Origin of the sequence: Pseudolactococcus piscium, assembly GCF_002441695.1 — a bacterium.
Taxonomy (GTDB): Bacteria; Bacillota; Bacilli; order Lactobacillales; family Streptococcaceae; genus Pseudolactococcus; species Pseudolactococcus piscium.
Genome location: NZ_JXJW01000001.1, coordinates 24,471 through 50,804 on the forward strand (window position 1 = coordinate 24,471; position 26,334 = coordinate 50,804).

Sequence of the window (26,334 nt, forward strand, 5' to 3'; positions counted from 1 at the left end):
AAGTGATTAAATGGTTTCTCATTTCAATATTTACAGCTATTATTCTGGCATTTGCAGCAGGCGTAGCCCTTTTTGTTTATTATGCAAAGGATGCACCGGTTCTAGATGAGTCTAAACTTCAATCTAAACCTTCTTCTGTCATTTACGATAAAGATGGACAAATTTTAGCAGATTTAGGGGTTGAGAAGCGAGAGTTAGCAAAAACAAAAGATATTCCTTTAGCCTTGGTGGATGCAGTCACATCTATTGAAGACCACCGTTTCTTTAAACATCGAGGTGTTGATCCGATTCGAATTATCTCATCAGTTATCCATAATACACAAAATGATAGCATGCAAGGTGGCTCGACGCTTACTCAGCAGTTGATCAAATTATCTTTTTACTCGACCAAATCAGAAGATGCAACGATTCAGCGTAAAGCACAAGAAGCGTGGATGGCAGTTAATCTTGAGCGTCAGAAGACAAAAGAAGAAATAATTACCTATTACATCAATAAAACATATCTTGGTAATGGTTATTATGGGATGCTCACGGCAGCAAAAAGCTATTTTGGCAAAGCGTTAACTGACTTGGATTTGTCGCAGGTTGCGCTACTTGCTGGTATGCCACAAGCACCAAATTCATATGATCCATATGCACATCCACAAGCTGCTAAGGAACGACGTGACATGGTTTTAGGTGCCATGTATCGCTACAAGAAAATTACTAAAAAACAGATGGATGAGGCCATAGCCAAACCGATTTCTGATGGCTTACAAGCACAGTCAACTCATAAATCAATTCCAAGCTATCTTGATAACTATATTAAACAAGTGATTGAAGAAGTTCAGGCAAAAACTGGGTTAGATGTTGACAAAGCTGGCCTTAAAATCTATACGCCACTGGATAACGCAGCACAACAAAGATTATGGGATATTTTCAATACAGACCAATATGTGGCCTTTCCTGATGATCTTTTCCAGGTTGCATCAACAATTGTTGATGTTGATTCTGGAGCTGTTGTTGCCCAACTTGGCGGACGTAAACAGCCGACAGATGTCACATTTGGCTTAAACCAAGCTGTGCAAACTAACCGAGACTGGGGCTCTACCATGAAGCCACCGACTGACTATGCACCTGCTTATGAATATGGTGTCTACAAGTCTACGGGTGATATCATTAATGATAGCTGGTATATGTATCCTGGTACAAGCACGCCTGTTTATAACTGGGATAAGCTTTATCAAGGAAATATAACAGTTCGAAAAGCAGTTTGGGGTTCAAGGAATATTCCTGCCATTAAGACACTTGCTGCAGTTGGCTTAGATAAATCACAGAAATTCCTTGAGGGATTAGGGATTAACTATCCAAACATGCAATATTCAAATGCGATTTCGAGTAATAACCATGATAATAGTCCAACATATGATAGCAGTAAATATGGGGCTAGTTCTGAAAACATGGCAGCTGCCTATGCGGCATTTAGTTCGGGTGGTATTTATACCAAACCTTATTATGTCAACAAAATAGTAGATGCAGATGGAAAAGAGACCGTATTTAAACCTGCTAGGAGTCGTGCGATGAAGGCGACAACGGCCTATACAGTCACAGATATTCTTAAAGGTGTGATTACTAATGGGACGATGACAAATGGTGTCATACCTGGGTTAAACCAAGCAGGGAAAACAGGGACATCAAACTATAGCGATGATCTATATAGTCAAGCCATGGCTAACATAGATGGTCCATACGATGGTAGCTCTCTTGCGCCGGATGAAAACTTTGTCGGCTATACACCAAAGTATTCGATGGCGGTATGGTCAGGCTACCAAAATAGTTTGACTCCGGTTTGGGGATCTAAATTGTATCTTGCTTTGGATGTTTATCGTGAGATGATGACTTACCTGGCATCAACGACGAATAATCCCGACTGGACGATGCCAGAAGGCATTCAAAAAACAGGTAGTGAGTTGACAATCACCAAGTGATGACAAAATATTGATGACTTATCTTGACAATGATAGCTATTCTAGTATATAATAGAATAGTTGTGGCGGTATAGCCAAGTGGTAAGGCATGGCTCTGCAAAAGCTTGATCGTCGGTTCAAATCCGTCTACCGCCTTATTTTGGCAACTACATGAGAATACACGAAAGTAAAACCGCATAACAGTGCGGTTTTTGTGTTTTTAGTTTTACCTAGTTTCATGTCCTCTCAAAAAAATAGGTTGAGTTTAGGTCGTCTAAACTCAACTTACTACAGGACTAGGTCTTATCTTATATATTGACAAAAATTAGATATATTGCTAAAATTTTGATAGATGAACGATTCGAGAGAGAAAACGTAGGCATGTTATGTCGTGCGTTTTTTAAGTTGGTAAACTAGAGGTCACGCCTAATTTGGCAGTGATTGTCTGGGCAGACATAAAAACAAGATATATTGTTTTCTAGAGGAGAGAGGAGTAAGCAGTTATCATAGCATTACTGAATTATAAAAAAAATGACGATTCTATTTTACGACCTGTTGGTGCAGGGTTATCCATTCTGTACCCTTTAGTCATAGGGCTAGTATGCCACAATCTGGTGATTTCACAATTTGGTGTACTTGGTGCATTTAGTTACTTAGCCTTTCAAAAGATCAGCATTGCCTATAATCTAAAAGCAACCCTATTTCATGGACTGAGTATAATAGCTGCTTTTGTTTTAGGTGTTTTAGTATCAAAGGCCATCTTTTTATTGCCATTCGTGATTGCTATTCTCTATATTATCGGGTTTTTAGCCACTAAAATATATCGGATACCAAAGCCAGGTCATTTTTTTGTGATCATGGTTTTTGCAACGGCGACCAATTTGAGCTTACCCCTATATGATTTACCGAAAATGAGTGGATACATCAGTATCGGGATCATCTCTGGTATGATCAATGGCTTGTTACTCTCCTATATTGAGAAATTACCATGGCAAGGTGAACAGGCGCCGTTTCAAAGGTTATCTTTTAAGGATAAATATTATGTGACGATCTATAATCGGCCAAGGGTTTGGATTGATGCGATTAATTTTGCTTTCATTCTATTTGTAGCTGGCTATATTGCCTATTTGCTTCGTGAGGATTTTGGTTATTGGGTATTAATCAGCAGTGCTGCAGTACTGAGTGGGGAAGAAGTAGCGATTATCAAGCATCGTTATTTAGGCAGAATTCTGGGTAGCATCATCGGCTTACTGATAGGTGCTGTGCTGATATCCCTTCCCTTATCAACGCTAACTATCATGATTATTTTGCTTTTTTTAAACATTTCAGTTGAGTATTTTATGCCAAGAAATTATGCCTTGGCGAACTTTTTTACCAATCCTCTGGTTCTGCTGTTAAGTCTTTTGACAACTAAGCGAGATCACACTGCCTTGATATTAGGTAGACTGAATGGTGTTATCATTGGTAGTTTATTAGTGGGCCTGTTAATTGGTTTGATGCATTACGCGCTTAAAACAAATGACAATGAATTCTAATATGCATTAGGTCGAGTAGCTGATCAGCATAGCTCTGGTCCGGATTTATAGGTATATCAGATGAAAGAAAGAAAATCATGAAGAAAAAAATAATGAAGATTGTATTGTGGGTATTATGTATTATTCTAGGCCTAACCTTAGTTGCTTTTATCGCTTTTCAAGTGTCTCCAAAACCTAGTGCCATGCTTATCGCAAGGGCATTTAATGGAGAAGTGAAAATTTCAGATCAGAAACCTTTTGACAGTGCTGCTAAAAATGTAACGGTCTCATTAGATAAGACCTATCAGTCAAAATTTAAGGATAATACATATGATGTCTATTATCCTAAAGCGAGTAAAGCCCCGGTTCCTGTTTTATTATGGGTTCATGGGGGTGGTTATGTTGGCGGAGACAAAGAAGGTGCAAAAGAGTTTGCAACAAGAATCGCTTCCGACGCACAGGTTGCGGTCGTATCGATGAATTACCAAGTAGCCCCTAGCTCTCAGTACCCTAATCAGGTTGTTCAGGTAGAGGAGTTGATAAGCGCGCTTAAAAAGCAGCATGACAAGCGGTTAGACCTATCCAACTTGTTCTTAGGTGGGGATAGCGCAGGCGGTCAAATTGCTTTACAATTTGCGGCGACACAGACCAATCCTAGCTATGCGAAACAAGTTGGCATATCACAAGTTTTAGAAGCGAAAACAATCAAAGGTGCTATTTCTTACTGCGGTCCTGTAGATATCAAGCAGATGGCTGATCAAGCGATTGATGGGAAAGCGATGAAATTTTTCATCAAAACAGTTGCCTGGTCTTTAATTGGCACAAAAAATTGGCAAAAAGATCCTAAGTTATTTGAGGCAAGTGTGGTTGATCATGTCACAACGGCATTTCCACCGACCTATATCACTGATGGCAATGCCTATTCATTCCAGGATCAAGGGCTTGCCTTGGTATCAAAATTAACATCACTAAACCTACCGGTTACAGGGTTATTTTACAAAGACCAAAAGAAACAGATGACACATGAATATCAGTTTAATTATGCAACAGATGAGTCAAAAGCATGTTATGAGCAGACCTTGCAGTTTGTAAGGCAGTATAAGTAAGGCAAGGATACCTATTTTTCAGTAGAAAATAACCGTTTAGAGGCAGACGGTTTTTTTTTCTACTACTGAGTTGATAAAATCAACTAAATATTATTTAAAATTGGAAACACACCATGCTATAATTAAAAGAGTAGAATAAAGATATGAACTGGTTACTAGCACGTTTAACAATGGGAGCAAGTCGGATGACAATGCAAGGTGAAAGTGATACGATAATGTCAGGGGATATCAAGGTCAAGGATGGTGGGGTGATTCATTACCTACGAACAGGAAAAGGGACACCTTTGATCCTGCTCCATGGTAATTCGCAAAGCTCGGCCTATTTTGAACCACAGATGAATCTGCCATTTGATACAATTGCCATTGATTCTAGAAATCAAGGGAAATCAAGTAGTTCTAAGGCGCTAAATTTCAAGCTAATGGCACAAGATCTTTTGGACGTTCTAGATGCTTTACATCTAAAAAAAGTAGATATCTTAGGGTTCTCTGACGGGGCTAATATCGCCATGATGTTTGCAAAAAACTATCCGGAACGTGTCAACAAGTTAATCTTAAATTCAGGCAACTTAAAATTTTTGGATATCCACTTTATATTTAGAGTCCTATCAAAGATTGAACATTTTTTTGTCCGTAGTCCTGTTTCTGCTTTATTGGTCAAAGATATAGGTGTAAAATTAGCAGATTTAAAAAAATTTATGATGCCAGTTTTAGTTATTGTTGGTCAATATGATTTAATCAGGCTATCATCCTCTAAAAAAATTGCCCAAGCTAGCCATGGTCAATTTATAGAGATACCCAGAGGATTTCACACGGTTTCCAAAACCAAACCCACAATATTTAATCGCTATGTGACGCGTTTTTTACAAGATAAATAGGAAAGATAGGAATATGCTGAACTTCTTTAAACAAAATAAAAAGTATTTCAAACTCATTTTTATGCTTGCGGTTGCGTTTGTAGCGCTGACTCAGATTGCAAGTCTGATCAAGCAAGTCAAGCCGGACAAACTGGCCTTGATTTTTGAGAGGTTAACTTTCTTTGATGTGATACTTATTGTACTGACAGGTATCATTAGTGTCCTTCCCATGCTAAACTACGATAGGATACTCAATAAGCTCGTAGGAACCCATTTCCCAATAGGTGAGCTGCTCAAAACATCTTGGTTGATTAACACCATTAACAATATCGCTGGATTTGGTGGTGCTGTTTCCATTGGCTTACGTAGTCAATATTATGGTAAAGAGAGTAAAGAAAAGCTTTTGTCAAATATCTCAAAAGTCTTCTTTTTTGCCTTGTCGGGGTTGTCAATCTATGGCCTAATTGGCTATGCTTTTATTAGATTAGGTAAGGTTGATGAGTTTCTAGCACAGTATAGTCCTTGGTTGATTGGTGCTGCTGCTTATTTTGTTATCGTGCTTTTATTTACTAGGAAGAATTTGGGTGGTCTTAAAAAAAGGCTACAGGCTGAATTGTTATTGACCAGTTTTCTAGAGTGGAGTGGCGTTATGCTGACCTTCATCGTCATTGGTCATGTGCTGGATGTCAAATTATCAGTCGCCAGTTTGATCGTCCTTGTCACTGCAAGTTCAGTGATTGGTATTTTGTCGATGATACCTGGTGCCCTTGGCTCATTTGACGTGATGATGTTACTCGGTCTGCTCCATATGGGTGTTTCCAGGGAAATTATCCTAATTTGGTTATTACTTTATCGCATCGCCTATTATCTGTTGCCACTAAGTATTGGTCTTTTAAGTTGGCTATTTACCACGGGACGTGAGTTTGACAAGCGCTTTGATGGTATACCGATTAATTTGAGCAAGGAAGTCTTGCATAAAGTTGTCTCACTTTTAATCGGCATAACGGGAGGTCTGCTGGTCCTTTCTGCTACTGTACCCGAAGCCTTTCGACATTTTGTATGGTTACGACGTATTTCGCCTTGGAATGCAAATCTAATCTCAGAATCTCCTAAAATTATTTTGGGCTTTCTCTTAATTATCACCAGCCGTGCCATTAAAAATCGGGTATCTCGCGCCTATATCCCTACCTTGATTATAGAACTAGCCATGATAGGCTATATCTTTTTCGATGATTTTTCTTGGTACTCTATTGTCCTGATGACGGTATTATTTTTGATGACGATCTTCATTCGCAGCGAATTATATAGAGAACAGCTGGTTTTGAGTTATGAATCTATTCTTTTTGATAGTTTTGTCGTTGTCGGCTTGATGCTACTTTATATTATCGTTGGCACCTTATCACGACCTGCTTATCAGCTGCATCACAAGGTAAATGATTTTCTATTATTTCCGTCTGAAAAAATCTGGTTTAGTGGCTTGATCGGGATATTTATTGTGGCAGCGGTTTGGTTTTTGTATCTCCATTATTTACAGGGGAAACGTCTCAAGATTGGGACAGAGCTTGATGAAGCTAGAGCACTAACGATTTTGTCAACTTATGGTGGTAATACACAAAGTCAGCTTTTGTTTATGGGTGATAAACGGATGTGGGTCTATGAGGACAAATTACTCGTGCAATTTGCTATCCGTCAAGATAAGATACTGGTGATGGGGACACCATCAGGAGATTTGTCTTGTTTATATGAGGCGCTACTCGCTTTTATCAAACTGTCAGATCACCTTGGCTATCGTCCAGTCTTCTATGAAATTGATGAAAAGACGACCTTGATTTTACACGAATTAGGCTATCATTTCATTAAACAAGGAGAAGAAGGGCACGTCAGCTTGACTGAGTTTAGTTTAACTGGAACGAAAAATAAGACGAAGCGTCAGTCCGTGAATCAGGTTGAGAAAGCAGGGTTTCGTTTAGCCATTTTGACAGCTGAGGAAGTGACACCTGAGGTGATGACAAGACTCCGCGCAATTTCTGATGAGTGGTTGGGTAAACGTCGAGAAAAAGGCTTTTCTCTTGGCTACTTTGATGAAGCCTATTTGATGAAGGCACCGATAGCAATCGTCCGCTCAGATGAGCAGATTGTTGCCTTTGCCAATATCATGCCGACTTATACGAAAGAGTTTGTGACCATTGACTTGATGCGACATACTGATGATGCCCCTAAAGGGGTGATGGATTTTCTATTTATCAAGCTATTTGAACATTTTCAAACAGAAGGTATCGCTAAGTTTGATTTAGGTATGACACCTCTTGCCAATGTTGGGACAGCAAGAAGTTCATTTGTATCAGAGCGGATTGCTAACTTAATTTATCAATTTGGTGACTCCCTCTATAATTTCGAAGGCTTACGCAATTATAAGAAAAAATATGTGACATTCTGGGAACCACGCTACACTGCCTATTCGCATAATGCTAACATTGCCTTTGTCATGCTAGCACTTCTCCTACAAGATAATCAAAAAGTGATAGAAAACGAGGATTGATGAGATGACGAGGATTTTAAACTTACGAAACCGTCTGCAGACTGAAGGATTAGAGGCATTGATTGTGACTAATCTAAAAAATATTTACTACCTAAGTGGGTTTTGGGGATCAGCAGGCACTGTTTTGCTGACACAACAAGCACAGTACTTATTAACAGATTCACGCTATAGCACTGCTGCCAGAGAGTCAGCACCTGATTTCACAATCATCGAGACCCGGCAAGCGATTGCTGAGATAGATAGGCTTGTCAAAAAAGAAGGGATCCGTAATCTTGGCTTTGAAGATACTTTATCTTATGCGGAATTTCAAGCCATGCAAGCACAGTTATCAGCTAGTAACTTGAAGCCTTTGACAAATTTTATAGAAATTCAGCGACAAATCAAATCACCAGATGAAATTAGAACGATTAAGAAAGCTTGTCAAATTTCGGATCAAGCTTATAAAGATCTTCTTAAATTTGTTGAACCTGGTAAGTCAGAACTTGAACTGGCAACCTTTTTAGATTTCAAGATGCGTGAGCTTGGTGCATCTGGTATTAGTTTTGATACCATCGTGGCATCAGGGGTGAGAAGTGCCTTGCCGCATGGTCGTGCGACCCATAAACCAATCGAATTTGGGGATATTGTCACAGTCGACTTTGGCTGTTACTATGATCACTATGCCAGTGACATGACAAGAACCTTTTTTGTAGGAGAAGCAGATCCCAGGTTACAAGCCATTTACCATGTTGTCCAAAAATCCCAGCAAGCAGTCATTGATACAAGTAAAGCAGGCCTGACTTATGGAGACTATGACCTTGCTGCGCGTCAGGTGATTGATGCAGCAGGATATGGGGATGCCTTCACGCATGGTATCGGACATGGCTTAGGCTTAGATGTTCATGAAGTACCCTATTTTTCTAAATCATCACAAGAGCAGTTGCTAGAAAATATGGTCATTACAGATGAACCGGGTATCTATCTTGATGGTCTAGGTGGTGTCAGAATTGAGGATGATTTATTGATCACTAGTCAAGGCGTAGAGGTCTTAACCTTAGCACCCAAGGAACTTATTATCCTCTAAATATAGCGAAATTATTTGAAATATGATAAAATGGAGAGAACAGACAAAAATGCAGAAAATGAAAGTGAGATTATAACACATGGTAGCAGCAAACGAACTGAAAGCGGGAATGACTTTTGAAACAGATGGCAAACTCTTGCGTGTCCTAGAAGCAAGCCATCACAAACCTGGTAAAGGCAATACGATCATGCGTATGAAATTACGTGATGTACGTTCTGGCTCTACATTTGATACGTCATATCGTCCAGAAGAAAAATTCGATCAAGCTATCATTGAGACACATAATGCACAATATCTATATAAGATGGATGATACAGCCTATTTCATGGATAATGAAACATATGATCAATATGAAATTCCAGTTGAAAGTGTTGATAACGAGTTGAAATTTATTCTGGAAAATGCAGAAGTTAAAATTCAATTCTTCGGTACTGAAGTGATTGGTGTTCAAGTACCGACAACTGTTGTGTTAGAAGTTGCTGAGACGCAACCTTCTATCAAAGGTGCAACTGTAACTGGTTCAGGAAAACCTGCCATCATGGAAACTGGCCTTGTTGTCAATGTCCCTGATTTTATTGAAGTTGGACAAAAGCTTGAAATCAATACTGAAACAAGTGCTTATTTGAAACGTGCCTAATCATGCCTGACATTAATCGTATTAAAAGAGGGGAAGAAAAAATTATGACAGATACAAATACAATGATCAATATTGAAACACTCGGTGAGATCGTCATCGCACCTCAAGTTATCGAAACGATTGTTGCGGTTGCAGCAGCTAAAATCGATGGTGTTTACAGTTTGAGAAACAAACGTTTTGCTGATCTTATCGGAAAAAAAGCTGATGGTCGTGGCGTTTATGTGCATCAAGATGAAGAAAAAATTATCGTAGATATCTACGTTTATTTAACATATGGTGTTTCTGTACCAAGTGTTGCCATGGAAATGCAACGTATTGTTAAAGAAAATGTATTGGATATGAGCGATATCGTAATCGATGAGGTCAACATTCATGTCGCTGGTGTTGTCCCTGAAAAAACACCAAAACCTGATTTCAAAGAACTATTTGATGAGGATTTTCTAGATGTCGACTAAGCCGTTAAACCAGCATGAAATTAGAATTCGTGCTGTACAAGCCCTATATTTGTTAGAGATGATACCAGACGAAACAGTCGAGGATGCGATGATGTTTGCCTTGACAAACGATGCGCGCCTTTTGAGTCAAACGTTAGCTGATGATACCGTGGTAGCAATAAAAAAGAAAACCAAAAAAGTTGGTAATGTCTTTTCATTCACACCAAATCGTGAAGGTGGCGTGACTAAGAGACAAGAGTTTACGAGTGAGTCTGTTACACCAGAAGCAGTCGTAGAGACACAAATTGAGGCGACTATTTTAACAGATAGATTTGACGACGTACACAAAAAAAACTTAGAGTTTTTGATGTCTCTAGTCTATGGTGTTCGCGCTAAAAAAGTAGCTGTTGATGAAGCAATTAGCCAATACCTGGCTAAAAACTGGTCTATCAAACGTTTAGCACCGATCAATCGCGTGATTCTCAGATTAGGGACCTTTGAAATCCTATTTTCTGAAACACCTCGTGTTGTTGCCATAAATGAAGCGATTGAACTTGCAAAAGTATTTAACGATGAAAAAGATGCGAAATTTATAAACGCTATTTTAACCAAAATAGGTGAATAATTGCGTGATTAAAAAGCTAATACAAGTGATAGCTATCCTTGTATTAGCTTTTTTGTGCTAGTCTAGAAGATAATGGTTTCTTAATCTAAGCTTGTATGCGCCAACTCAACGACAGGAATCAGCAAATGCAGATGTTGTTTCTAATGAATTAGTTTCTTAATTTTAAATCCCAATTTATCAGAAATATTTGGTAAAATAGTAACATAATTGTTTTCAATGATCAATTCATTGTAGAGAGAGGTCATACATGACACAACCATTATTTTTAGATTCAGTACTTCAAGAAAAGATTTGGGGTGGCGATCACCTTAAAGGATTCGGCTATGACCTACCATCAGATAAAATAGGCGAATACTGGGCCATTTCTGCCCATCCAAATGGGGTATCAACCATTAAGAATGGCCCATTCTCAGGTGTTAAACTAGATGAACTGTATCAAACGCATCGTGCCTTATTTGGGAACAGTAAGAAAGATGTCTTTCCGTTACTCACAAAAATTTTAGATGCTAACGATTGGTTAAGTGTTCAGGTCCATCCAGATGATACCTATGGTCTGGCTAATGAAGGAGAACTTGGTAAAACAGAATGTTGGTATATTATTGAAGCGCAACCAGGTGCTGAAATAATTTATGGTCACAATGCTGAAAATAAGGCTGAATTACGTCAGATGATCGAATCAGGGGATTGGGATCATTTACTGACAAAAGTTCAGGTTAAGGCGGGAGACTTTTTCTATGTGCCGAGTGGGACCATGCATGCGATTGGTAAGGGGATTCTTATCTTAGAGACCCAGCAGTCATCAGATACCACCTATCGTGTCTATGATTTTGATCGGAAAGATGATCAAGGCAATCTAAGAGAATTGCATATTGACAAATCAATTGATGTGCTAAATTTTGGTGCACCAGCAAATACGACAGCTGTAGTAACAGAGACGTCAAATCTAATCAAGACGTCTTATGTCTCAAACGCGTTTTTTACCGTAGAAAAATGGGAAATTTCGGGATTAGCTAAGTTTGATAAAACTGCCCCATACACGCTATGTTCTGTCTTGGAAGGACAAGGCACACTAACTGTAGCTGGTCAAGGGTACCCTGTTAAAAGAGGGGATCATTTTATCTTAACAAGTGATATGGCAAGTTGGGAATTTGATGGTCAGTTAATGATTATTGCTAGCCATGATGGAGAATAAGTATGGCTGAAATTACCTATAATTCTTGGGTTTCTGCCTATAAAAGACCTTTTGGTGCCGCGCTGATTGGCACAAATTTTGAATTTGATTTACTCATCGATACGCCGCATCATGTAGAAGTGAACTTTGTTATTCAATTCGAAAAAGGCTTTAAATCCTATGAGAAAATGACAGCTACTTCTGAGAAAAACTTTCATTTTTCTTTAAATACCTTGTCTGAGATTGGCTTTTATAGCTATTATTTCCAAATCATTGAGTTTGATGGGCCACATGAGTACCGTTACTTTTATGGTGCAACAGACATAGGTGGTGGGTTAGGGATGACTTATGCGGATGAGGGAGCAGTTGTTCCCTATACACAAACCATCTTTTTAAAAAAAGAAAAAGCACCAGATTGGTATCGAAACGCCGTTTTTTACCAAATTTTCCCAGATGCTTTTGCCCAGAAAGGCCATGCCAATCAAAAGGATGATATCTTCTTTTATGGGAAAGAAACAGATAAACCTTATTATATCCGAGAAAAAAATGGGGATATCACGCATTGGACTTTTTATGGTGGTAATTTACAAGGGATTGTAAGTAAGCTGCCTTACTTGAAAACATTGGGTGTGACAGCACTCTATCTTAATCCAATTTTTGAAGCAAGAAGTACGCACAGATACGATACAAGTGACTATATGAAAATTGACTCTATTTTAGGGTCTGAAGCTGATTTTCAAGCCTTAGTTACTGCCCTTCATCAAAATGATATGAGACTGATATTGGATGGTGTTTTTTCTCATGTTGGTCGAAACTCTAAGTACTTTGATTTTGATGGTAAATCTGGTGGGTTGGGCGCCTATCAAACTGATAAGTCTCCTTATTTTGATTGGTTTTCATTTAATCACTATCCGGATGACTATAAGTCATGGTGGGGGATTAAAGATCTGCCAACGATAGATAAAAGTAAGACAAGTTTTCAGCAGTTTATTTACGGAGATGCAGATAGCGTTCTGGATAAATGGAATGGCCTTGGGATTGATGGCTGGCGCCTTGATGTAGCAGATGAGCTGCCAGATACCTTTATCAAAGGGATTCGGGATACCTTAGAGCGCTATCCTGATCAAGTCCTCATTGGTGAAGTTTGGGAGGATGCATCACGTAAAGTCGCTTATGACCAATATCGCAAGTATATATACGGTGACGGCTTACATGCGACCATGAACTACCCATTCCGCGATATTATTTTAGGCTTGTTAGTAGGTGGTTTATCACCAGAACAAGCAGCGAAAAAAGTGATGCAGTTATCTGAAAATTATCCTAGAGACATCTTTTTAAATAATTTTAATAATATCGGGACCCATGACACAGAGCGGATCTTAAGCTTGCTTGATCATGATTTGACGAAACTTAATTTAGCCGTTGGCTTATTGATGACCTTACCTGGTGTGCCGACGATTTATTATGGAGATGAAGCAGGGATGACTGGTCTAAAAGATCCAGATAATAGAGCCTTTTTCCCTTGGGATAGTATCAATCAAGATAGCCAAAAGATTTATCAAAATTGGATTAAGATTAGAAAATCAATACCTGCTCTAGCCAATGGTGATATCAGCTTGTTTTATTCGGATAAGATTTTTGGATTTGTCCGGACAGATGAGACGCAGTCTGCGATTTTTATTTTTAATCTTACAAATGAAGGCGTATTAGTCAATGCACAGGATATGACATTTTTAGCGCAACCGGTTGAATTTTCCCCGTTTTTTGTTGGTGCACTTGAAAGTATTTATAAATTAAAATAAAGAGCAGATAAACTATTAGTAGGCTACTGCAAAAAAAGTTAGCTAGTTTAGATAAGACTGATGTCTTATCTTTTTTTTATGCTTTTTCCGCCTTTACAAGAAGATATGATGCCGGATAGTGTATTAAGTATACTGCGTAAAAAGGAGCACTAAGAGTAGCTAACTATTCACATTAAGGGAAAATTATTTATATATGAAAAAGTGCTGTTAAATACTGAATTTTCAGGCTAATTCAAGCAAACGGTTTCACCTTGTGCTATAATTAGAATTAAATAAGGGTTATATGATAAGGAGGTTGCGATGGTCCAACAGTCAATAGATAAGGCATTAAGCACATTTTCAACTGGCGAAAATTTTCATGCACAACACTACCTTGGCTGTCATCGAACGGCAGACGGCTACGTTTTTCGTGTGTGGGCACCTCATGCAAAACAGGTTGCATTAATCAGCGACAAGACGCAATGGCGAAGTAAGCCGATACAGATGACCTTAACTCATTTAGGCGTTTGGGAAGTCTACTTACTAGCAGGTCAAGTCGCAACTGGCGACTATTATAAGTATCTTGTGACCCGCTCAACTGGTCAAATGATTGAGAAGCTAGATCCTTATGCCATTCGGTTTGGTGAACGGCCTGATACAGCAGCCCAGATCTATGATATTTCACCTAAAGATTGGCAGGATAAGGCCTGGTTAACAAATCGACGTCAGTGGGATATGTTTAGCTCACCTGTAAGTATTTATGAAGTACATGCGAGCTCTTGGCAGCGGCATGATGATGGGCGCTTATATACCTTCTCAGATTTAGCTAAAACGTTAATTCCATATGTCAAGTCGCTGGGCTTTACCCACATTGAATTTATGCCCTTGATGACGCACCCGCTAGGGATGAGTTGGGGGTATCAACTGACTGGTTATTTTGCCTTGGAGCATACTTATGGCACACCAGAGGCATTTCAGGATTTTGTTGAAGCAGCCCATTTAGCAGGAATTGGTGTGATTATAGATTGGGTGCCGGGTCATTTTTCTCAAAATGATGATGCTTTGGCCTACTATGATGGGACGCCAACCTATGAGTATCAAGATAAAAATAAGGCACGCAATGTCGGCTGGCAAGCATTAAACTTTGATTTATCGAAACCGCAAGTGCAATCCTTTTTAATCTCATCCCTAAAATTTTGGATTGAATTTTATCATCTTGATGGTGTCAGAATTGATGCCGTATCTAATACACTGTATTTAGATTATGATCAAGGGGAGTGGACACCTAACTCAGATGGGTCAAATATTAACCATGATGGGGTTGCCTTTTTCAAAAAATTAACGAGTGTGATTAAATTATCTCACCCAGATGTGATGCTATCAGCAGAAGAGGCGACGAGTCAAACCAAGATAACCGGTATGGTCGAAATGGGTGGCTTAGGCTTTGACTTCAAATGGAACATGGGTTGGATGAATGATGTTTTAAAATTTTATCAGATGGATCCGCTCTATCGTGGTCAGTATTTTAATCTATTGACCTTTAGTTTTATGTATATGATGGATGAACATTTTATCCTGCCCTTCTCCCATGATGAAGTTGTACATGGGAAAAAATCATTGATGCATAAAATGTGGGGTGATCGCAAGCAACAATTTTCCGGTCTGAGAAATCTACTAACCTATCAAATGTGTCATCCAGGCAAAAAGTTATTGTTCATGGGACAAGAATTTGGTCAATTTCTAGAATGGAAATATGATTGGCAGCTTGAATGGGAGACTTCCGATGAGTTGAATGATCAGATGCAGTACTTCACAAGCAGTTTGTCACATGTTTATCGTGAGTTTCCTCAGTTATTTGAACTCGACCATGATTATTCTGGATTTGAAGTCATTGATGCAGATAATACAGCACAAAGTGTCTTGAGTTTTATCCGGAAAGATGCATCAGGCAACCAATTGATTTGTGTCTTTAATATGGCACCAATCGAACGCCATCAGTTTACCATAGGTGTGCCACTTGCGGGTACTTATACTGAAGTATTCAATACAGAGATGTCCATCTTTGGTGGGAACTGGCAAGCCCATAATGCTGATCAAGAAACTCAGAAAGCCCAGTGGAAAACATATGAGCAAACCTTGAGTTTTACGCTACCTGCACTTGGTGCGGTCATTTGGCAAGTATTAGCAGAAGAGACTGACAAACAAAGCCAAGCCATAAGCAGTAAGTCACATGAGCCATTATTGGTCGGTCATGTCACAGAGCAACAGTGGGCAGTACTAGCCCCCTATTTTCCAGTCGGGTCACGATCGAAATATGATAAGCGAGACCTTGTGAGTGCCGTCTTGTTCATTAAACAAACCGGTCGTGCATGGTCAAAATTACCTGACAGGTTCCCGCCTTATAAAACAGTCTATGCATTTTATAAGCGTGCTACTAAACTGGGCATTTGGCAGCGAGCCATGTCCGAATATGAGACTTTAAAAACCAACAATTGAGTAAATCATCAACGCGAACTACCTAAAAATCAATTTATCATGCACCATGTTATTTTCCACTATATGACAAGATTACCTTTATAAAAAGGAAAGAGGAAAGAGTATGAAAGAAGAAATGCTTGCATTGATTTTAGCTGGAGGTCAAGGGACTCGCCTAGGCGCATTGACATCTAGTATTGCCAAACCTGCTGTGCAGTTTGGTGGACGGTATCGGATTATCGATTTCGCACTCTCAAATTGTGTGAATTCAGGGATTAAAAATGTTGGGGTGATTACACAATATGAACCGCTGAAACTAAATGCCCATGTCGGTAATGGCTCTGCTTGGGGACTAGATGGTATTGACAGTGGTGTGACGATTTTACAACCTTACTCAGCTACGGAAGGCAATAAGTGGTTTGAGGGAACGAGTCATGCTATTTTCCAAAATATGAGCTATATTGATAAGTTGGATCCGGAATATGTTTTGATTTTATCTGGCGACCATATTTATAAAATGGATTATGATAATATGCTACGTGCCCATAAAGATAGCCAGGCGACCTTAACAGTGGCTGTTATGGATGTCCCTTTGGACGAAGCAAGTCGATTCGGTATTATGAACACGGATACGTCAAATCGTATCGTTGAGTTTGAAGAGAAACCTGAGCATCCCAAATCGACCAAGGCATCAATGGGTATCTATATTTTTAACTGGAAAGAACTCCGCCAAATTTTAGCAAACGGTGAAAAAAATCAGGTAGATATGAGTGATTTTGGGAAAAATGTCATACCAGCCTATTTAGACGCAGGGGAACCTGTTTATGCCTACGAGTTTTCAGGTTACTGGAAAGATGTCGGCACGATTGAGTCCTTGCATGAGGCAAATATGGCCTATATCTCACCTGATAACGAACTTGATAGCCGGGATCGGAGTTGGAAAATTTACTCACATAATGAATTTGCACCACCTAATTTCATTAGTGAAACGGCGCAAGTCAGAGATTCGCTCGTTGTAGATGGTGCGATTGTAGCGGGTGCTGTCAAGCATGCGATTATTTCAACCAATGTCCAAGTTCATGAAACAGCTGTAATCGAAGACTCTTTCATCATGACAAATTGTGTGATTGAGTCAGGAGCAGTGATCAAATATGCCATTATTGGTGAAGGGACACGAATTGGTGCCAATGTTGAAATCATCGGCACTGAAAAAGAGATTGCAGTCGTTGGGTATAAAGAGGTAGTGGGGGTAGAAAATGAAGACAGCTAAATATTGCGCGATTTTAGGAAATGCGCTAGGCACACATAATCTTGGTCAACTAGTTGATTCTAGACCACTTGCGACGTTACCATTTGATGGCAAGTATCGCTTGATCGACTTTCAACTCTCAAATCTCGTTAATGCAGGGGTTACCAATATTTATGGTATTTTTTCTCAAAAGAATGTCCCATCTGTACTCGACCATATTCGAACAGGCCGTGAGTGGGGACTAAATACATTATTAAACCACTTTTTCGTTGGCTTTTATAATAACGATGATCGTGAGGAAATCGTATGTGACCCAACTTATTATCCGCAACTGCTGACTTTCTTACGTCGCTCATATAGCCAATATACAATCTTTTCAACGGCTGATATTTTATGTAACATTAATTTGGATCAATTGATTCATGTGCATGAAGTCAACCAACGAACGATGAGTATTGTCTATAAAAAGATGCCTAAAGATCAGATGAGTTCAGTTAATAGTGTTCTGAAACTGGATGAAACGGATACGGTGACATCAGTGATTAACTATGCTGAACAGGATCATTCAGATGATGAGCTGATTAAGATGTCAACAGGGATTTATATTATCAATACAGATTTCTTGATTGCCATGATGGAAAGTGAACAGCACCAAGAAGCACCTCGGAAGTTAAGATTCCTTTTACTCAACAAACTTGTTGAATTAGGGGCACTTGGCTATGAGTATACAGGGTATATGAAAAATATCTATGATGTTAAATCTTACTTTGATGCTAATATGGATATGTTAGATCCGAAAAAATTTAACTCTTTATTGCATACAACGCAAAAAGTCTATACAAAGGTCAAAAATGAAGAGGCAACGTATTTTGCTGCCTCCTCTGAAATCTATAACGCACAGTTTGCTTCGGGCTCTGTTATTGAAGGACGTGTAGAGAATGCGATTATTTCAAGACGCTGCCAACTTGGTAAAGATGCATCAATAAAAGAGTCAATTATTTTTCCAAACGTTCAAATTGGTGAAGGCGCAAGTATTACCTATGCCATTATTGATAAAGGGGTGGTAATAGACCCAGGTATCAATGTGATTGGTACAGCAGCACATCCGATTATCGTTTCGAAAAAAAGTCATGTGACAGAGGATGTAAGGGTATGAAGATTTTATTAGCAGCAGCAGAGGCAACGCCTTTTATCAAGACAGGCGGCTTAGGTGATGTGATTGGTGCCCTACCTAAAGCATTAAACCAGCAGGCAGATGTTGAGATACGTGTGATTCTACCTTATTATAAAAAGGTGGCTGAAAAATTTAGTGAGCACCTCTCTGATGTATTTTGGACATTTATTCAAGTGGGCTGGCGCAAGAAATATGTTGGTATTAAACAGATGGTACTCGATGGCGTTACCTTCTATTTTGTCGACAATGCCGATTATTTTGGTAGTCGTGATGATGTCTACGGCTATGCTGATGATGGGGAACGATTTGCCTATTTTCAATTGGCTATTTTAGAGGTGATAGAACGTTTAGATTTTGTCCCAGATATCCTACACGCAAATGATTATCATACAGCACTCCTCCCTTTCTTAATCAAAGAGAAATATCATTGGCGACAAAATTTTTCAGCAATTAAAACGGTCTTGACTATTCACAATATAGAATTCCAAGGTCAATATGACAAAGGCCTCTTACCAGACTTGTTTGGTATGGGTACAGAGCGTTATGAGGACGGCACAGTTCGCATGGCAGAGTGTTTTAACTGGTTGAAAACAGGTATCATCTATGCGGATCAAGTCACGACTGTTTCACCGACCTATGCACGTGAAATTCAAACACCAGCATTTGGTAAGGGATTAGACGGAATCCTGCGCATGGTATCCAGTAAATTATCTGGCTTAATTAATGGGATCGATACGACCCTCTATGATCCGATGACAGATGCCCATTTGGTTGCCCCTTTTAATGCGGCAGATTTAACAGGAAAAGCAGTGAATAAAGCTAGTCTCCAGAAACGTGTGGGACTGCCAGTAGATGCCGACATCCCTTTAATTGGGATTGTCAGCCGACTAACCTATCAAAAAGGCTTTGATCTTGTCATAGATGAGATGGAAAACTTGCTACAAAAGGATATACAGATCGTTTTATTAGGAACGGGTGATTCAAAATTCGAATCGGATTTTGTTCAGTTTAGCCAGCTATATCCAGAAAAAATAGCGGTTAACATCACCTTTAATCTTGAGTTAGCACAGATGATTTATGCAGGTAGTGATCTATTTTTAATGCCATCAGCTTTCGAGCCATGTGGGCTTTCTCAGATGATGAGTATGCGTTATGGCACACTACCAGTTGTTCATGAAACAGGTGGGTTAAAAGATACAGTCCTCCCTTACAATCAATTTGATGGGCGTGGCACAGGATTTAGCTTTGCTAATTTTTCAGGCTACCAGTTAGTGCAGACACTTTTCTATGCACTAGATATTTACGATAATCAGCCAAACATTTGGCGAGACTTACAAAAGCAAGCGATGACAACTGATTTCTCATGGGATATTGCAAGTCTTAATTATCTCACCCTTTATCAAAAGCTACTAGCCTAGTCATCACCTAAAAAAGCTGTTAGCTAGTCATGCAGTAGTATGCGGTATATAGTCCATATAAAATAAAACGAGGTAGCGGTCATGGAACAGTTAACAAAAGAACAGTTTATAAAAGCGTTTAAAGCGCAATTGCATACAGATTATCTGGTTGATAATAATGAAGCAACTGCAGAAGAACACTTTAGAACACTAGGCAAACTCATTAAACAATATGTGATGTCTGATTGGCTACGTCGTCGAGATGAGATTGTCAAAGAACAGAAAAAAACGGCTTACTATTTTTCAATCGAGTTTTTACCGGGTAAAATGTTACAGACAAATTTGTTAAACCTTGGCATCTATGATCTTGTTTCGGAAGCACTAGCAGATATTAACGTTGACTTGGCTGTCTTAGTCGAAGCTGAACGTGATATGGCCTTAGGAAATGGTGGATTGGGTCGTCTGGCCTCATGTTTCATGGATAGTCTACCGACGATCGGTGCACCTGGATTTGGTAACGGTATTCGCTATAAATACGGCTTGTTCAAGCAAAGAATTGTGAATGGTTATCAAGTTGAGTTACCTGATGCTTGGTTACCATCAGAAGGTAGCGTATGGGAGACGAAGAAGCCCCATTCAGCAGTAGATGTTAAAATCTATGGTAGTGTGTATTTAGCACCTCAAGAAGATGGTGCTTTAAAACCAATCTATGAAAATGTTAAAACCTTGCATGCAGTGCCTTATGACGTCATCCAAATTGGCTTTAATAATGGTGTTGTCAATAACCTACGCTTATGGGATGTTGAACTTCCTGAAAAATATGAGCTAGATTATCAAACGCTTGCAGATCGTCGACGTGTTGAAGATATTACAAGTTTTTTATACCCAGATGATTCATCACGTGATGGCCAGGCCATGCGCTTGATTCAAGAGTACTTTATGGTATCAGCTGGTTTACAGACAATCGTCGCTTCCTACGCTAAGATGCACTTACCAATGGCCAAAATCCATGAAAAAGTAGCTGTGCATATTAATGACACACATCCAGCCATGGCAGTACCAGAATTAATGCGTATTTTGATGGACGATTATGGTGTCAAATGGGATGATGCCTGGGCAACAACATGCAAAGTCATGAGCTACACCAACCATACAGTCTTATCCGAAGCACTTGAGAAATGGGATACTGGCTTATTTAAAGAAATCGTGCCAAGGATTCATCAGATCGTTGGGGAAATAGACCGTAAGTTCGTCAAGGAATGGGTTGGAAAAGTTGATACTGGCATTATTGATCGCACAAGAATTGTCCAAAATAACCAAATTCACATGGCTAATCTAGCCATTATAGGTGGTCATTCAGTTAATGGTGTTGCTAAGCTACATACGGAATTGTTGATTGAGGATGTATTAAAAGAGTTTTACGTCCTTTTCCCTGAGAAATTTAACAATAAAACGAATGGGATTGCTCAACGTCGTTGGAGCCAGATTGCCAATCCCGGCATGTCAACTTTGCTTGATGACTTGATTGGCAAGGGATGGCGTTCAAATATTCATGAGTTGTCCAAGTTAGAAGAAGTGCTAACGAGGAGTGACGTTCAAACGTCATTCTATCAAGTGAAACAGGCTAATAAACAAAAATTAGCTGATTACGTGAAAAAGACCCTTGATATTGACTTACCAATAGATGCTATTTTCGATGTGCAAGTGAAACGACTGCACGCTTATAAACGACAGTTGCTAAATGTCATGCACATCATCAAATTGTATCAAGATTTGAAGGCTGATCCAGGATTAGAGATGACGCCACGTGTCTTCATTTTTGGGGCAAAAGCTGCACCAGGCTATCACTTTGCTAAATCAGTCATTAAAATTATTAACGAGTTAGCTAATCTGATTAACTATGATACAAGCTTAAACGATAAACTAAAAGTTGTCTTCCTAGAAAACTACAACGTCAGTCTGGCAGAATTGATTGTGCCAGCAGCAGATGTATCCGAACAAATTTCTACAGCAGGTAAAGAAGCTAGCGGTACCTCAAATATGAAATTCATGATGAATGGTGCACTAACGCTAGCCACTTTAGATGGGGCTAACATCGAAATAAAAGATGCAGTTGGTGAGGATAATATTGTCATCTTCGGTATGGATAAAGATGCAGTCTACGCCCATTATGATAAGCATGACTATAATTCTCGGGCTATCTATGACTCAGACCCAACCATTAAACGCGTTGTTGACGCCTTTATAGATGGGACGATTCCAAATACACACTATGAGGGTCATGAAATTTGGGATGCCCTTATCTCCTATAATGATGAGTACTTCTTACTAGAAGACTTTACGGATTATGCTGAAAAACAAGCCTATATTTCAGCGCTTTATCAAGATAAACCTAGCTGGCAAGCTAAAGTCATCAAAAATATTGCCAATTCTGGTAGATTCTCGAGTGATGACACAATAGAAGGCTATGCAAAAGACATTTGGGGAATCATTTAGGACCTAAGTAGTAAAGCATAAAAAAATAGACCATCATTATGATGAGGGTCTATTTTTTTTTTGCTTCGTTTGCTTATTTAGATTTGATATAGTTAATCCCATCCGCCTTAGGTGCTGCGGATTTACCAAAGAATAGGGCAAGGACAACGATTGTGATCACATATGGTGCGATTTGGAGGTAAACAACAGGCCATTCGCGTATAACAGGCAACTGAGCCCCGATAACGGCTAGAGACTGTGACAGGCCAAAGAAGAGGCTTGACAGCATAGCGCCAACTGGTTTCCACTTACCAAAGATCATAGCAGCCATGGCGATGAACCCTTGTCCAGCAATTGTTGAACCTGAGAAGTTAACCGAGATAGATTGTGCAAATATGGCACCACCGATACCACCGAGTAAACCAGAGATCAGGACACCTGAATACCGCATGAGATAAACGTTTATACCGAGCGTATCAGCAGCCTGTGGATGTTCACCAACTGAGCGCAGTCTCAAACCAAAGCGGGTCTTAAAGATAATGAAATGGGCGATAAACGCAACAAGTATAGCGATGTAACCAATGAGCGATGTATCGGTAAAGAAGATTTTACCAATAACAGGTATTTTAGAGAGGACAGGGAAGTTGAAGTAGCCAAAAGAGTTTTGGATATTATCAGTCTGTCCTTTTTTATAGAGTGCCTTAACAAGGAAGACGGCAAGTGCAGGTGCCATCAGGTTAAGTACTGTACCTGAAATAATATGATCTGCTCGGAAATTGATCGTTGCGACAGCATGTAAGAGTGAAAAGACGATGCCGATAAGACCGCCAAATAATGTCGCAAACCATGGTGTGGCACTACCGAAAGTAGTAGAGAAGGTCAGGTTAAAGACGATACCAGAGAATGCCCCCATCACCATAATGCCTTCAAGACCAACGTTTACGATCCCCGCACGTTCTGAAAATGTGCCACCTAGACTTGTAAAAATCAAAGGTGTCGCATAAATCAGCATGGATGAAATGACCAGTTGTAACATTGCGATTAATGTCATGATTTATCTCCTTTTACCGTTTTTTTCTTAAATTGAAATTCTGGTAAGAATTTATCAATCACAAACTTGATACCAACAAAGAAAATAATGGTAGCGATCACGACTGAAATGATTTCTGAAGGGATCCCTGTATTTGTCATACCAGGTGCGCCGACTTTTAGTGTTGAAAAGAGGAAGGCAGCAAAGAAAATACCAATAGATGAACTTTGGCCAAGTAAAGCGACTGCCATACCATCAAATCCGATTTGTAAATTTGAACTTTGGACAAAGAAGTTTTGGAAAGTACCTAATCCTTCAGCAACGCCACCTAGACCAGCTAGTGCACCAGCGATGACCATCGATGTGATGATCGTCCGTTTTGCTGAGATACCTGCATACTCTGATGCATTAGGATTTAGCCCAACTGCGCGTATCTCGAAACCAAGTGTTGTTCTAGAGAATAACATGGCAATGACAATCAAGGCAATAATGGCAATGATAATCCCGATATTCATCCGTGAGTGATCAGTTAAATTAGTGAAAAAATCGGTACGGAAAGTCGCATTTTTACTGACTGATATCGTACTATCTTTGGACTGCATAATCCCTTTACCACCAACTTTAATCTTATCCCAGACATTATGGACAATATGTGTCGTGGCAAAAAGAATGATATAGTTCATCATGATGGTAACGATGACCTCGCTCGTCCCATATAAGGCTTTTAGGACCCCAGGGATCATGGCGATAATAGCACCAGCTAGCATGCCAATGATGATAACTGCAGGGATCATAAGGACCCTAGGTAAATCAGGATTAGTTAAGGCAAACCAGGAAGCAGCTAGCCATCCTGCAAGTGCCTGTCCAGACATCCCAATATTAAATAGGCCTGCACGACTCGCTACTGCAAAAGATAATGCAGTTAAGATGAGTGGCCCCATACTCCGAAATATTTCGCCGATTGCTTTAGTTGTGCCAAATGCTGCTGTCAGTAAATCTTCATAGCCCCATAATGGATTATAGCCAAAGCCTAGCATGATAAGTGCACCTAAAATGAAACCAAATAAGATCGCAATAAGTGGCACTAACGTCTTTTTAAGATTGAAATTTTTCATCAATTTGTCTCTCCTCCAACCATCAAAACACCCAGCGCTTGTTTGTTAGTTTGATCTGGGCTGACGACACCTTGGATTTTACCATCATGAATCACAGCAATCCTATCTGAAACATTAAGTATCTCATCCAGTTCAAAGCTGACAACTAGGACGGCACGTCCTTCTGTACGCGCTTGAATCAAGCGGCTATGGATATATTCAATCGCACCGACATCAAGCCCACGTGTTGGTTGACTTACGATCAATAACTTAGGATCACGATCAATTTCTCTTGCGATGATTGCTTTTTGTTGATTACCGCCTGATAGTGATTTTACTGGGATTAACTCGCTAGCACCCCTGACATCAAATTCCGTCATCAGCTCACGTGCATGTTGATTAATTTTTGGATAGTTGAGCATACCAAATTTACTGAGTGGTGGCTGGTAGTAGGATTGCAGTGCAATATTTTCAGCCACAGACATGTCAAGTACTAAGCCATCTTTATGTCGATTTTCTGGCACATGACTGACACCCATTTCAGTAATTTTGCGAGGATGAAAGTTAGTCGCATCAATACCGTTAATTGTAATTTTACCGCTTTCGACTTTGCGTAAACCAGTAATTGCTTGAATTAATTCAGATTGTCCATTACCATCGATACCTGCGATACCAACAACTTCACCAGCACGAACTTGTAGATTTAAGCCTTTGACAGCCTGGGCACCACGAGATTCATTGACAATGAGATCTTGAATGTCGAGTATGACAGCTTTAGGAGATGCTGGCACTTTTTCTGTCACAAAGGAAACACTGTGACCAACCATCATTTCTGCAAGCTCTTTATTTGATTTGCCTAAAACCTCAGTTGTTTCGATAGATTTACCACGACGAATAACGGTTACCCGGTCTGCAACAGCACGGATTTCATCGAGCTTGTGGGTAATTAAGATGATTGACTTGCCTTCTTTGACAAGTGTTTTCAAAATAGCCATCAATTCATCGATTTCAGCAGGTGTTAGTACCGCAGTTGGTTCGTCAAAAATAATGATGTCAGCACCACGATAAAGTGTTTTCAGGATTTCCACACGTTGTTGTTGACCAACTGAAATATCGGCTATTTTAGCATCGGGTGTAACTGATAAACCATATTGTTCTGATAAGGCTAAAATCTCCTTTTCAGCTTTTTTGATATCTAACGTGATCCCTTTTGTTGTTTCGTTACCTAAAATGATATTTTCAGCAACAGTAAAGGCATCAACCAGCATAAAATGTTGGTGAACCATGCCGATGCCGAGCTCACTTGCGCGCGAGGGGGAGCTAATTGCTTCAGTACGACCGTTAATCAGAATCTCACCTTCAGTTGGCTCAAGTAGTCCTGAAAGCATGTTCATGAGTGTGGATTTACCAGCACCATTTTCACCTAAGAGTGCATGGATTTCGCCTTTACGTACTTGGAGATTAATATGATCATTTGCAGTGAATGTGCCGAAAGTTTTCGTGACATCACGCATTTCAATAACATTTTCTATCATAATCTGGGCTTTCTATGTGTTCTTTTAGTCTTACTAATTATACCAAAATCTAGGCTTAAATAAGTCGTTTTTTGCTAATAAAATATCACTTATGCGTCACTTTTTATTTGCAGTTATTTTTTTGTTTTCTTACCAGCTATTTTTAAAGTGAGCGCTAAGATTGCAGCTTCAATAAGCTAAAAAATGGCAGCTAGGAACAAGCGAAGCAACTCGCATACGGTTGCTAATTAGACCG

General features: G+C 39.5%; 19 protein-coding genes and 1 tRNA gene. 17 read left to right on the forward strand and 3 right to left on the reverse strand.

The genetic code is table 11. The features are described from left to right. Positions 1-2: 2 nt before the first annotated feature. The 17 genes from RU86_RS00120 to RU86_RS00200 all read left to right on the forward strand — a co-directional run bounded on the left by RU86_RS00120 (position 3) and on the right by RU86_RS00200 (position 22,461). Entirely contained in the window at positions 3-1,967 is a 1,965-nt protein-coding gene (locus RU86_RS00120; protein ID WP_245810441.1) for a transglycosylase domain-containing protein, read from the forward strand. A 64-nt stretch (positions 1,968-2,031) separates the two neighbouring features. Beyond that, positions 2,032-2,102, forward strand: a tRNA-Cys gene (locus RU86_RS00125). Positions 2,103-2,560: 458 nt separating this feature from the next. Further along, the gene (locus RU86_RS00130; RefSeq protein WP_096813463.1) at positions 2,561-3,481 is read left to right on the forward strand and encodes an FUSC family protein; all 921 of its coding nucleotides are present in this window, start codon (positions 2,561-2,563) and stop codon (positions 3,479-3,481) included. 53 nt (positions 3,482-3,534) lie between these two features. Continuing rightward, the gene (locus tag RU86_RS00135) at positions 3,535-4,566 is read left to right on the forward strand and encodes an alpha/beta hydrolase (RefSeq protein ID WP_281252113.1); all 1,032 of its coding nucleotides are present in this window, start codon (positions 3,535-3,537) and stop codon (positions 4,564-4,566) included. A gap of 143 nt (positions 4,567-4,709) precedes the next feature. Next, complete coding sequence (locus RU86_RS00140; protein ID WP_096813465.1) at positions 4,710-5,441, forward strand: alpha/beta fold hydrolase; 732 nt, start codon at positions 4,710-4,712, stop codon at positions 5,439-5,441. Between the two features lie 13 nt (positions 5,442-5,454). Next, positions 5,455-7,959: a bifunctional lysylphosphatidylglycerol flippase/synthetase MprF gene (mprF, locus tag RU86_RS00145; RefSeq protein ID WP_096813466.1), complete on the forward strand. Its 2,505-nt coding sequence runs from the start codon at positions 5,455-5,457 to the stop codon at positions 7,957-7,959. Between the two features lie 4 nt (positions 7,960-7,963). After that, positions 7,964-9,022, forward strand: coding sequence for a M24 family metallopeptidase (locus RU86_RS00150; protein ID WP_096813467.1), 1,059 nt, complete (start codon positions 7,964-7,966; stop codon positions 9,020-9,022). A 79-nt stretch (positions 9,023-9,101) separates the two neighbouring features. Next, on the forward strand, positions 9,102-9,659 hold the full coding sequence (gene efp, locus RU86_RS00155; RefSeq protein ID WP_096813468.1) for an elongation factor P: 558 nt from the start codon (positions 9,102-9,104) through the stop codon (positions 9,657-9,659). Positions 9,660-9,703: 44 nt separating this feature from the next. Further along, complete coding sequence (locus RU86_RS00160; RefSeq protein WP_047916503.1) at positions 9,704-10,114, forward strand: Asp23/Gls24 family envelope stress response protein; 411 nt, start codon at positions 9,704-9,706, stop codon at positions 10,112-10,114. After that, a complete protein-coding gene (nusB, locus tag RU86_RS00165) occupies positions 10,104-10,718 on the forward strand; it encodes a transcription antitermination factor NusB (protein ID WP_096813469.1) in 615 nt (204 codons plus the stop codon). Before RU86_RS00160 ends, nusB begins: the two co-directional genes overlap by 11 nt. 247 nt (positions 10,719-10,965) lie before the next feature. Next, on the forward strand, positions 10,966-11,910 hold the full coding sequence (gene manA / locus RU86_RS00170) for a mannose-6-phosphate isomerase, class I (RefSeq protein ID WP_096813470.1): 945 nt from the start codon (positions 10,966-10,968) through the stop codon (positions 11,908-11,910). Positions 11,911-11,912: 2 nt separating this feature from the next. Then, positions 11,913-13,691, forward strand: a complete 1,779-nt coding sequence (locus RU86_RS00175; protein WP_245810442.1) for a glycoside hydrolase family 13 protein — start codon at positions 11,913-11,915, stop codon at positions 13,689-13,691. Between the two features lie 300 nt (positions 13,692-13,991). Continuing rightward, positions 13,992-16,166: a 1,4-alpha-glucan branching protein GlgB gene (gene glgB, locus RU86_RS00180; RefSeq protein ID WP_096813471.1), complete on the forward strand. Its 2,175-nt coding sequence runs from the start codon at positions 13,992-13,994 to the stop codon at positions 16,164-16,166. A 103-nt stretch (positions 16,167-16,269) separates the two neighbouring features. Then, positions 16,270-17,415, forward strand: a complete 1,146-nt coding sequence (locus RU86_RS00185; RefSeq protein ID WP_096813472.1) for a glucose-1-phosphate adenylyltransferase — start codon at positions 16,270-16,272, stop codon at positions 17,413-17,415. After that, the gene (glgD, locus tag RU86_RS00190) at positions 17,402-18,550 is read left to right on the forward strand and encodes a glucose-1-phosphate adenylyltransferase subunit GlgD (protein WP_096813473.1); all 1,149 of its coding nucleotides are present in this window, start codon (positions 17,402-17,404) and stop codon (positions 18,548-18,550) included. Before RU86_RS00185 ends, glgD begins: the two co-directional genes overlap by 14 nt. Then, positions 18,547-19,986 (forward strand): glycogen synthase GlgA, encoded by a 1,440-nt coding sequence (gene glgA / locus RU86_RS00195; protein WP_096813474.1) that lies wholly within the window; start codon positions 18,547-18,549, stop codon positions 19,984-19,986. Before glgD ends, glgA begins: the two co-directional genes overlap by 4 nt. Before the next feature lie 81 nt (positions 19,987-20,067). Then, on the forward strand, positions 20,068-22,461 hold the full coding sequence (locus RU86_RS00200; RefSeq protein ID WP_096813475.1) for a glycogen/starch/alpha-glucan phosphorylase: 2,394 nt from the start codon (positions 20,068-20,070) through the stop codon (positions 22,459-22,461). A 73-nt stretch (positions 22,462-22,534) separates the two neighbouring features. On the opposite strand, the gene RU86_RS00205 is transcribed toward RU86_RS00200, so the two are convergent. The 3 genes from RU86_RS00205 to RU86_RS00215 are packed head-to-tail and all read right to left on the reverse strand — an operon-like array spanning position 22,535 to position 26,099. Then, on the reverse strand, positions 22,535-23,491 hold the full coding sequence (locus RU86_RS00205; RefSeq protein WP_047914998.1) for an ABC transporter permease: 957 nt from the start codon (positions 23,489-23,491) through the stop codon (positions 22,535-22,537). Next, a complete protein-coding gene (locus RU86_RS00210; protein ID WP_096813476.1) occupies positions 23,488-24,585 on the reverse strand; it encodes an ABC transporter permease in 1,098 nt (365 codons plus the stop codon). The genes RU86_RS00205 and RU86_RS00210 overlap by 4 nt, the downstream gene beginning before the upstream one ends. Beyond that, positions 24,585-26,099, reverse strand: coding sequence for an ABC transporter ATP-binding protein (locus RU86_RS00215; RefSeq protein WP_096813477.1), 1,515 nt, complete (start codon positions 26,097-26,099; stop codon positions 24,585-24,587). The genes RU86_RS00210 and RU86_RS00215 overlap by 1 nt, the downstream gene beginning before the upstream one ends. Positions 26,100-26,334 lie beyond the last annotated feature (235 nt).